This window comes from endosymbiont of Ridgeia piscesae (assembly GCF_001443665.1).
In the GTDB taxonomy this organism is placed as follows: Bacteria; Pseudomonadota; Gammaproteobacteria; order Chromatiales; family Chromatiaceae; genus Endoriftia; species Endoriftia persephonae.
This window is the reverse complement of record NZ_KQ557164.1, coordinates 1-9030: the sequence shown is the minus strand read 5'-3', so window position 1 is coordinate 9030 and position 9030 is coordinate 1. Positions and strand designations below refer to the sequence as shown.

The 9030-nt window shown below is 58.1% G+C and carries 7 protein-coding genes; 1 reads left to right on the top strand and 6 read right to left on the bottom strand.

Annotation, left to right across the window (positions count from 1 at the left end; translation table 11 throughout):
* Nucleotides 1-430: 430 nt before the first annotated feature.
* The 6 genes from Ga0074115_RS15055 to Ga0074115_RS15030 all read right to left on the bottom strand — a co-directional run bounded on the left by Ga0074115_RS15055 (nucleotide 431) and on the right by Ga0074115_RS15030 (nucleotide 7145).
* The gene (locus tag Ga0074115_RS15055; RefSeq protein WP_057957257.1) at nucleotides 431-2029 is read right to left on the bottom strand and encodes a cation:proton antiporter family protein; all 1599 of its coding nucleotides are present in this window, start codon (nucleotides 2027-2029) and stop codon (nucleotides 431-433) included.
* A gap of 80 nt (nucleotides 2030-2109) precedes the next feature.
* Nucleotides 2110-2805, bottom strand: coding sequence for a succinate dehydrogenase iron-sulfur subunit (locus tag Ga0074115_RS15050; RefSeq protein WP_057957258.1), 696 nt, complete (start codon nucleotides 2803-2805; stop codon nucleotides 2110-2112).
* Between the two features lie 16 nt (nucleotides 2806-2821).
* Nucleotides 2822-4603: a succinate dehydrogenase flavoprotein subunit gene (gene sdhA / locus Ga0074115_RS15045; RefSeq protein ID WP_060528687.1), complete on the bottom strand. Its 1782-nt coding sequence runs from the start codon at nucleotides 4601-4603 to the stop codon at nucleotides 2822-2824.
* Between the two features lie 14 nt (nucleotides 4604-4617).
* A complete protein-coding gene (sdhD, locus tag Ga0074115_RS15040) occupies nucleotides 4618-4956 on the bottom strand; it encodes a succinate dehydrogenase, hydrophobic membrane anchor protein (RefSeq protein WP_232433147.1) in 339 nt (112 codons plus the stop codon).
* Complete coding sequence (sdhC, locus tag Ga0074115_RS15035) at nucleotides 4953-5330, bottom strand: succinate dehydrogenase, cytochrome b556 subunit (RefSeq protein ID WP_060528686.1); 378 nt, start codon at nucleotides 5328-5330, stop codon at nucleotides 4953-4955. The genes sdhD and sdhC overlap by 4 nt, the downstream gene beginning before the upstream one ends.
* 78 nt (nucleotides 5331-5408) lie before the next feature.
* The gene (locus Ga0074115_RS15030; protein ID WP_057957217.1) at nucleotides 5409-7145 is read right to left on the bottom strand and encodes a phosphate acyltransferase; all 1737 of its coding nucleotides are present in this window, start codon (nucleotides 7143-7145) and stop codon (nucleotides 5409-5411) included.
* Nucleotides 7146-7453: 308 nt separating this feature from the next.
* On the opposite strand from Ga0074115_RS15030, the gene Ga0074115_RS15025 reads away from it, so the two are divergent.
* A complete protein-coding gene (locus Ga0074115_RS15025; protein WP_057957216.1) occupies nucleotides 7454-8746 on the top strand; it encodes a citrate synthase in 1293 nt (430 codons plus the stop codon).
* The last annotated feature ends 284 nt before the right edge of the window (nucleotides 8747-9030 follow it).

The following is a 9030-nucleotide window of genomic DNA, read 5'->3' as shown; positions in this document are numbered from 1 at the left end:
TTCGCTGATTAAGAGTTTCTTCCGCATGTCAGATACAAAGTATATTTTGGCAAGTTCAAAAATAGACTGCCAATACTTTCGGAACGATTAATACGGATCAGGTGGGGAGATGGGGTTAAATCGACCTCATTGATCCCTCAGCACTATCTCATAGGTAAAAAACAGCCAGAGGAACCCTGAAATCCCGGCAAGAAAAGAGGCAAAAAGTATCCCGGTTTTGGCCATCAGAAAATCCTAAGCATGGAGGGTAAAGCAGTGAGCGCCGCAATCGCACACAGCATGAGCTGCACACCACTGGTGGTCTGGCGATGAATAAACTCATCGAGGGGGTTAACACAGGGTCAAAGGCCCTTTCCCATGGCGCGACATACTCTTTTTCGATCAGTTTTTTTATCAAAAAACATCAGATATGGATAACACTGAAAGTCCATCAGACTTGGTTTTGCACCTCAACGTGATCAGCAAATCCGGCACCTGCTTCCGTGTAGATGTTAAACACAGCGGTTGCACCGGACTGGCGTAATCCCTCCTCCTCATCCGGATACCTTGCCGTCGCGGCAATACGTCCGGGGAAAGAGATCTCCCGCAGCTGTTCCAGGGCATCCAGATTGGCTGCCAGATTTGGCAGCGCCAGCATGACGAGTTCGATACTGTGGTCTTGCTCTATCTTGTCCCAGAAGTCCGCATCGCTCGGGTCACCATGCAGAACATTGCGTCCCAACGACTGGTGTCTTTTGATCAACTCGGCATCAAAGTCGATGCCAACTACAGTCTCGCCATGCAGTGCACGCATCTTGTCGTAAGCACCGCTGCCAACTCTGCCCATGCCAAAGATAGCGATGGTTGCACCGAGCGTATCCAACAGCATGTCATCCGGAAGCCTCTCTTTGCGTTGAAACCTCATCCAGAAACTTCTGAATTGACCGTAAATTTTGTTATCTATGCTGTTTAATGGCGCTGCCAAAACATAAGAGAGGGAGAGTGCGATAGCGATAACGACCAACCACTCGCTATCCAGCCACCCATTGGTTACGCCAATCGCGGCAACGATCAAGCCGAATTCACTGTAGTTGGTCAGGCTCAGGGTCGCTAACAAGGAAGTCCGTGCCCGTAGTTTGAAACGGGTCATCAGAGCAAAAAAGAGCGCTGATTTAGCGAAGACAAAGGGTACAAGCAAGCCACCGATAATCAACGCCTCCAGCGAGAGCTGGCCTGACATGCCGATAGAGAGGAAGAAGCCCAGCAGGAACAGGTCCTTGAAACCCAGCATCGACTTGGCCAGTTCCGTTGACTTGGAGTGGGTAGAGATCAACACCCCCATGACGAGCGCCCCCAGATCGTCCTTCACTCCGACCAGCTCAAAGAGTTCGGCTCCGCCCAGGGCCAGGACCAGGCCGTACAGAATCAACAATTCACCATGGCCGGTTTTTTGCAGCAGATGGTGTAACAGTGGTCGTAACGGAATAAGTAGAAACAGCAGTAGCGCCCAGAGTGAAGGGAGCTTCCCTGCCGATGCTGCCAGAAAGATGACCGCAGCCAGGTCCTGCATAACCAGGATGCCGATAGCGATCCGTCCATGCAGGGACTTCATCTCCCCTTTCTCTTCCAGTGACTTGACCACAAAAACGGTGCTGGAGAAGCTCAATGCAAAGGCAAGCATCAGCGAAAGCTTGAGATCCAGACCGGAGAAGAGTGGTGCACTCATCAAGGCCAGACTAAATATAACCGCACCAAAGAGAGCAATGATGATTGAGATATGCAGCACCGTCACTAACCAGACCTGCGGCCTTATCAATACCTTCAGGTTCAGCTTCAGGCCAACGGTGAACAGCAGCAGAGTGATGCCCAGATCAGCAAGCTTTTCCAACATCTCTCCGCTTGCGATACCCAGATAATTGAGCACGAAACCGGTTGCCAGGAAACCCACCAACGGCGGCAGACCAATCAGTCTTGCCAGGAAGCCCAGAAAAAAAGCCAGGGATATCCAGGCAACATCTCCCAGCGCGATAGCGACCCATTCAAAATCCATGGATTATCCCAGAAAGAACAGTTGGACAGGTTTATCCCAAGAGCACGTGCTGCAGAGCACAGAGGGCGGTGTTGCTACAGCTAAACCGATCGCTTCAGCATCAGTTCCCGGATCAGGCCAATCGCGCGGGTCGGATTGAGTCCTTTGGGACAGACATCGACACAATTCATGATGGTGTGGCAGCGAAACAACTTGTAGGGGCTTTCGAGCCCATCGAGCCGATCGACCTCCGCTTGGTCGCGGCTATCGGCAAGAAAGCGCCAGGACTGTAGCAGCGCTGCCGGGCCGAGGAATTTGTCGGGATTCCACCAGAATGAGGGGCAGGCGGTGGAGCAGCAGCCGCAGAGGATGCATTCGTAGAGCCCGTCGAGCCGGTCGCGCTCTGCAGGCGACTGCAGCACCTCCACTTCCGGTATCGGCTCGTTGCGGATCAGGTAGGGCTTGACCATGCGGTACTGCTTGTAGAAGGCCGCCATATCCACCACCAGGTCACGGATCACCGGCATGCCCGGGAAGGGGCGCACCTCTACCGGCTCCTTCAGCCCGGCCAGCGGGGTGATGCAAGCCAGACCGTTGCGGCCGTTGATGTTCATGCCGTCGGAACCGCACACCCCTTCGCCGCAGGAGTGGCGGAAGGTCAGAGACTCATCCTCTGCCTTGAGCCGCAGCAGTGCATCGCGCAGCATCATGCCCGGAGCGACCTCCGCCAGCTGGTACTCCTGCATGTAGGGGGCCTGATCCTGCTCCGGGTTGTAGCGGTAGATTCTGAATCGCATGCTCGAAAGCCCCACTTCAGTAGACACGCGGCTTCGGCGGAAAGCTCTCCACCGATAGGGGGTTGGTTCGGACCGGCTTAAACTCAAGCTGGTCATCCTGCAGGAAATAGAGGCTGTGCTTCAGCCAGTTGCTATCGTCCCGCTCCGGGTAGTCAACCCGGGAGTGGGCGCCGCGGCTCTCCTGGCGTGCCTCGGCCGCCATCATGGTGGCCATCGCAATATCCATCAGATTCTCCAGCTCCAGCGCCTCCACCCGGGCGGTGTTAAAAACCTTGCTGCTGTCGTTCAGTCGCACCTCGGCCATGCGTCTGCGCAGCTGTTGCAGCGCCTCGATCCCTTCGTGCATCACCTGTTCGGTCCTGAACACACCGCAGTGGCTCTCCATCACCCGTTTCAGATCGCTGCTGAGCTGGTCCACACGCTCACCATCACCTGCCTGGTCCCAGCGTTGCAGCCGCGCCATCGCTGCTTCCAGGCTGCTCTCGCTCATCGGACGGTGGAAACGATTCTGTTTCAGATAGTCGATGATGCGGTTGCCGGCGGCGCGGCCAAACACCAGGATATCGAGCAGCGAGTTGCCGCCCAGCCGGTTGGCGCCGTGAATCGAGACACAGGCGCACTCTCCTGCCGCATAGAGCCCAGGGATCGCCTCCTCCGGCCCCTCCCCTACCGGCACCACCACCTCGCCGAAGCGGTTGCTGGGGATGCCGCCCATCACATAGTGGGCGGTGGGAAACACCGGGATCGGCTCAGAGGCGGGGTCAATGTGCAGGAAGGTACGGCAGGTGTCGCGAATGCCCGGCAGCCGCTTCGCCACCACCGCCTCTCCCAGATGGTCGACTTTAAGCAGCACATGATCCTTGTCCGGCCCGCAGCCGCGTCCCTCTCGGATCTCGGTGGCGATGGAGCGGCTGACCACGTCGCGACTCGCCAGATCCCTGGCGTTGGGGGCGTAGCGTTCCATGAAACGCTCACCCTCGGCGTTGATCAGATAACCGCCCTCGCCGCGCGCGCCCTCGGTGATCAACATTCCCTTGCCGGCAATGCCGGTGGGATGGAACTGGAAGAACTCCATATCCTGCAGCGGGATGCCGGCGCGCAACGCCATCGCCATGCCGTCGCCGGTGTTGATGTGGGCGTTGGTGTTGGTGTTGGTGTTGGTGTTGGTGCGGAACAGCTGACCGCAGCCGCCGGTGGCGATCAAGGTGGTCTTGGCCTCGATCAGCAGCGGCTCGCCGCTGGCGATGTCGAGCACCAGCGCACCGAGGATCACCCCCTCTGCGTCACGGATCAGGTCGATGGCGAAGTATTCATCGAAGAAGTGGGTCTTGGCGCGGATGTTCTGCTGGTAGAGCGAGTGCAAGATGGCGTGGCCGGTACGATCAGCGGCGGCACAGGTGCGCGAGGCCTGATCGCCGCCAAAGTTCTGGCTCTGACCACCGAACGGGCGCTGGTAGATGCGGCCATTCTCAAGCCGCGAAAAGGGCACGCCGTAGTGCTCCAGCTCATAGACGATATTGGAGGCGGCGCGGCACATATATTCGATGGCATCCTGATCGCCCAAGTAGTCGCTGCCCTTCACCGTGTCGTACATATGCCAGTGCCAGTTGTCCGCCGAGACATTGGCCAGCGCGGCATTGACCCCACCCTGAGCGGCGACGGTATGGGAGCGGGTCGGAAAGACCTTCGAGACCACCGCCACCCGCGCCTCGGCCTCCGCCAGCTGCAGCGCGGCGCGCAAGCCTGCGCCGCCAGCCCCTAGGATCAAAGAATCAAAGTGTCGGCGCTGCAGTGACATGCCATCTCCTTAGGTTAAGCGGTGACCGCAAGCAGTATGCGCAATACCCAGAAACCCCAGGCGATCAGCATCACCGCAACACCGGTGAGCATCGCCAGCCTAAGCAGGTAGGGGTGGACATAGTCGAGCACCACGTCGCGGACCCCGACCCAAGCGTGCACCAGCAGCGCCAGCGCGAACAACAGGATCGAGCTATTGACCCAGGGACTGGCAAGAAATACATGCCACTCGGCATAGGATTGGGGCGGCATGACGATAAAATAGAGAAGCAAAAGCGGAGTATAGAGCCCCAGATAGACCGCACTAATCCGCTGAAACAGCCAGGCTTGCAGCCCCGGCATCTGGCGACTCATAGTAATACCCCCAGCAACAGTGCAGCGAACAGCCCGCTGATCAGCACCAGCCGGGCCGAGGCCCGCGCCTGCTGCCGCGCCACGCCGATCTCCATATCGATCAGCAGGAAGCGAATCCCCGCCAGCAGATGATGCAGCAGGACCCACAAAAGCAGATAGAGCAGGAGTTGCGAGAACGGGTGGCGAAACAGTTCAAGCGCCTGGGCAAAGTCCTCCTCACCACTCACCGAGAGACTCAGCAGCTTTACCAGCAAGGGAATGGAGAGAAACATCAGCACCCCGGTCAGCCGATGCAAGATCGACACCACGGCGGTGATCGGCATATGAATCTGCAGGAGATTGAGAAAAACCGGTCGTTTGTTGTTATCGACCATTCGCTCTGTTTATCGGATCTGGCCAAGGATTGGATCAAGTATAGTCAACAGACCAAAAATGGGTGGCAAACTCATAGCCTATCTCGCCCGCACTGAAGCCAACGCTGTCATGTTCAACAGCCCTCGCACGGTGATCGATGGGGTGACGATGTGGGCCGAGCCCGCCGCCCCGACCAACACCGGACCGATGGTGATGCCATCACCCAGCACCTTGAGCATGTTGAAGGCGATATTGGCAGCATCCTGATTCGGCATCACTAGCAGATTGGCCGCTCCTGCCAGCCCGGAGTCAGGGAAACGCAGAGTGCGCAGGGTGGCATCCAGCGCCAGATCCGCATGCATCTCGCCGTCGATCTCCAGCTCCGGCAGGTTTGTGCGGACGATCTTCAACGCCTGCTGCATCTTGCGTGAGGAGCGCGAATCGTGACTGCCGAAATTGGAGTGGGAGAGCAGAGCAGCCTTGGGTTCAACACCAAACCAACGCACCTCGTCGGCGCAGAGCCGCACGATCTCGGCAATATCCTCCGCCTCAGGTTCCTCCTGCACATAGCTATCCGTGATAAACAGGGTGGCGGAGTCGAGCACCAACACGCTCATGGAGGTGAGTTTTTTCACCCCATCGGCGGGGCCGATGATGTCCTGAATCTTCTCCAGATGGTGACGGTAGCGCCCCACCAGACCACAGATCAGCGCATCTGCATCTCCCTCCAGCAGCAACATCGCGGCAAGCACGCTGGAGTTGGTCCGCAACAGCTGGCGCGCCTCGGTGGGCGAACAGCCCTTGCGCGCCATAAGCTGGAACAGCCGCTTGCAGTAGTCCGGGTAGCGGGGGTGATCCTGCGGGTCGACCAGCTGCAGATCCTGGCCGATCTCGAGCACCAACCCCAGCTCACAAATGCGCCGTTCCACCACCGCACGACGGCCGATCAGAATCGGCCGGGCGATACCCTGCTCCACCACCTGGGGGATCAGCTGCAGCACTTTCGGCTCTTCGCCTTCGGCATAAACCACCCGCCTCGGCTGACTGCGGGCCGCATCGAACACCGGCTTCATGGTCATGCCGGTGCGGAACACCTGCTGCTGCAACCCCTCCCGATAAGCCTGCAGATCAGCGATCGGGCGCTGTGCCACACCGCTCTCCATCGCCGCCTCGGCCTCAGTCACCACGATGTTGGCCTTATTCATCCCCAGGCCCACCAGCAGATCGAGGCAGGCCAGCGCTGCCGCGCCGGCGCCTGAGGCCACCAACCGCACCTGCCCGATCTCCTTGCCCACCAGTTGCAGGGCATTGAGGATCGCCGCGCTAACCACGATCGCGGTGCCATGCTGGTCGTCGTGGAAGACCGGGATCTTCATGCGCTGCTTCAACCCCTCCTCAATGATGAAGCAGTCAGGGGCCTTGATATCCTCCAGGTTGATGCCGCCGAAGGTCGGTTCCAGGCCGGCGACGATCTCGATGAAACGCACGGGATCGGTCTCATCTACCTCAATATCAAACACATCGATATCAGCGAACTTCTTGAACAGCACCGCCTTGCCTTCCATCACTGGCTTCGAGGCGAGCCCGCCAATGGCGCCCAGCCCCAGCACTGCGGTGCCATTGGTGACCACCGCCACCAGATTGCCGCGGGCGGTGTAGTCGGCGGCCTTTGCAGGGTCGGCGGCGATCTCCCGGCAGGGCTCGGCCACCCCCGGCGAGTAGGCCAGCGAAAGGTCCAGCTGGTTGGCGAGTGGCTTGGTCGCCTTGATCTCGAGCTTTCCAGGGCGGGGGTAACGATGGTAACGCAGCGCACTGTTGAGGCTGTCCTCTGACATGGGGTGGTCCTTGCTGTTTTCTGAAGCCGTTGGGGCATGGGACGGATTGCGATTATCTGTCCCACAGGATAGCAGTCCGATCATAGGAAAAATTGCAACTTTTCCCACCTCTGTTGCGGGGAAATTGAGTACCCCAAGTCCCCATTTCCTCAGTAACGGATGGTTTATCTGGCGTCCACCTTCAGGTGTCATTGGGGCCTCAAAAAGATTGCAGCGCCACAGCCAATAGAGCGTTGAATCACCCAGAATTACCGCTGGCAACGCATCACTCTGGTTGTCACCTATTCAGATTAAAAAGGGAAAACACCATGTCAGACAAGGCCACCCTCACCCTTGGCGGGGAGCAGTATGATCTGCCTCTGGTGACAGGTTCAGAAGATGAACCGGCCATCGATATCAGCAGCCTGCGCGCCCGCACCGGACACATCACCCTCGACCCAGGCTACGCCAACACCGGCAGTTGCCAGAGTTCGATCACCTACATCGATGGCGAGAAGGGCATCCTGCGCTACCGTGGCATCCCCATCGAGCAGTTTGCCAACGGCCCGAACTTTATTGAGGTGGTCTGGCTGCTGATCTGCGGCCGTCTGCCGACCACCGATGAATACACTGACTTTGCCCGGGATCTTACCTTCCACGCCAACCTCGACGAGGGCATGAAGAGCCACTTCGATAGCTTCCCCCGCACGGCCCCGCCGATGGCGGTGCTCTCCTCCATGATCAACACCCTCTCCTGCTTCCACCCTGAGCTTCTGGAGCTGGAGGATACCGAGCAGTTCCGCATGGCGGCGGCTCGGTTGATCAGCAAGATCCGAACCATTGCCGCCTACGCTTATCGCCATTCAACCGGCCAGCCGTACATCTACCCCGATCCACACCAGCGCTATGTGCATAATTTTCTGCACATGATGTTTTCTCAGCCCTACGACCAGTATGTCTGCGACGATCTGGTGCGTGACGCACTCAATCTGATCCTGATCCTGCATGCCGATCACGAACAGAACTGCTCTACCTCAACAGTGCGCATGGTCGCCTCCAGCGGTGCCAACCTGTTCACCTCCTGCTCTGCCGGCGTCGGCGCACTCTGGGGTCCACTGCACGGCGGTGCCAACGTGGCGGTCATGAACATGCTGGAGGAGATCCACAAAGGCAACATGACCCCGCAGGCGTATGTAAATCTCGCCAAGGATAAGGAGAGCGGCGTGCGTCTGATGGGGTTTGGTCACCGGGTCTACAAGGATTTCGATCCACGCGCCAAGGTGCTCAGGGAGGTGGCGGAACGGTTATTTTCCCAGCCAGGAAAGAAGGATCCACTGCTCGATATTGCTCGTAAACTCGAGGAGATAGCCCTGCAGGATCCCTATTTCATCGAACGTAAACTCTATCCCAATGTGGACTTCTACAGCGGTATCATCCTGCGCACCATCGGCATCCCTACCAGCATGTTTACAGTAATATTTGCGATGGGGCGTCTGCCGGGCTGGATCGCCCACTGGTGGGAGCAACGGCGCGACACCAACAGCCGCATCGCACGTCCACGGCAGATCTATACCGGAAATGGCCTGACCGACTATGTGGAGATGCCCAGTCGCAAAATCTGACCTATCAGATTAGGAGCGCCGCAAACGGCGCTCTTAGTCGCTTCATGATGTTGCGCCCTAGGGAACAGATACCGCCCCCCCACGGGAGTGGTAAGCGGACCTTTGATGGAGACAACAAACTCTTTTGGCGCCTTGAAGGTCTCCTCCGGCAAATCTTCAAGGTTATCCAGCGCAATGCCGGGGCAGGATTCAGCTGTAGTAGTCGGGACTTAATCTGACAGTTACCGATTTCGATGGCGTGACTGTCAGGTCAAATTCAGCCGATGAATTTTTCCTTCCAGATT

Bases quoted from the DNA above. Each gene is read 5' to 3' on its own strand.
- Ga0074115_RS15050 (WP_057957258.1), bottom strand. From the start codon at position 2,805: ATGCGATTCAGAATCTACCGCTACAACCCGGAGCAGGATCAGGCCCCC.
- Ga0074115_RS15055 (WP_057957257.1), bottom strand. From the start codon at position 2,029: ATGGATTTTGAATGGGTCGCTATCGCGCTGGGAGATGTTGCCTGGATA.
- sdhD (WP_232433147.1), bottom strand. From the start codon at position 4,956: ATGAGTCGCCAGATGCCGGGGCTGCAAGCCTGGCTGTTTCAGCGGATT.
- sdhC (WP_060528686.1), bottom strand. From the start codon at position 5,330: ATGGTCGATAACAACAAACGACCGGTTTTTCTCAATCTCCTGCAGATT.
- Ga0074115_RS15030 (WP_057957217.1), bottom strand. From the start codon at position 7,145: ATGTCAGAGGACAGCCTCAACAGTGCGCTGCGTTACCATCGTTACCCC.
- sdhA (WP_060528687.1), bottom strand. From the start codon at position 4,603: ATGTCACTGCAGCGCCGACACTTTGATTCTTTGATCCTAGGGGCTGGC.
- Ga0074115_RS15025 (WP_057957216.1), top strand. From the start codon at position 7,454: ATGTCAGACAAGGCCACCCTCACCCTTGGCGGGGAGCAGTATGATCTG.